This is a genomic window from Chitinophaga sp. Cy-1792 (assembly GCF_011752935.1).
Taxonomy (GTDB): domain Bacteria; phylum Bacteroidota; class Bacteroidia; order Chitinophagales; family Chitinophagaceae; genus Chitinophaga.
On sequence record NZ_VWWO01000013.1, the window covers coordinates 1 to 979 of the forward strand.

Here is a 979-nt window from a genome sequence, read left to right on the forward strand (position 1 = left end):
TGCGCGGCTCCGGCGAGGCCTCCAGCGGGGCCAGCTTGACCGCGCCAGCCGCGCGGTCGCTAATCGACAACCAATCGCAGCCCGGCAGGGCGGTGTGCAGGGCCTCCAGCTCGGCGCGCATCTCGGCTTGCAGGTCGGCGATGAACTGGCTGGGGTCCAGCGGCTTGCGCAGCGCCTGGTAGTGCTCGACGCGATGGTCCTCGAAATCGGTCGGAAGGTCTTCGGCCGGGTTGCGCCAGGTGTCCGCGCCGACGACCCAGATTTCCTTGCACCGCAACTGCTCGCGTAGCGCCTGGAAGGTGCACACCTCGTAGACCATGCGCACGACCCGTTGCCGGCGGCGCTTGTCGTCCTTGTAAACCAGCGCCTCCCAGTCCTCGCTCAGGCCGCGATGGACCGGGATGTGCTCGCCGGCCGGGTAGTAGTGCAGGTTCCCGGCGCTGGCGTAGCGGGTGATCAGCTCCAGCGCGTCGAGCACCGGCCGGTGGGTGGTGTTGTTGCTGCGGAACTCCAGCACGTCCAGCAGCTTGATCAGCCCAGTCCGGTAGTGGTTGGTGTAGGAGCCCTTCAGCGTGGCCTTCACGGTGCGCTGGTAGGTCGGACCGGAGGACTTGAATTCAGCGATCAGGTCGGCCAGAACGTCCTGCGGCGCGACCGGGAACACCGTGTCGCGCACGAGCTCGTCGCCGGCGTTCACGGTCGCCTCGGCGACCCTGAACAGCAAGTTCTCCTTGCCGGTGACCCGCTTGGACTCCTTGATCAGCTCCTTGGTCACCCGGACCTCGGCGCGGGCGTTGATCCGGTGCACGGTGGAGATCAGCAGCTCGACCAGCGTGTCGGTGATCTCCCGTTCCCGGCAGTGCAACAACGCCGCCAGCAGGGCCAGCGTCACCTCAGGCGCGTGTCCGCGCAGGTGGCTGGGCGCCTCGACCGCCGCCCGCGCCCGCCCGGCGGCGACCACCTCCCGGGCGATGTCGGC

General features: G+C 68.8%; 1 pseudogene. It reads right to left on the reverse strand.

What is annotated here, in order from left to right:
• A pseudogene (locus F3J22_RS30230) lies at positions 1-979 on the reverse strand (Tn3 family transposase); the annotation flags it as partial.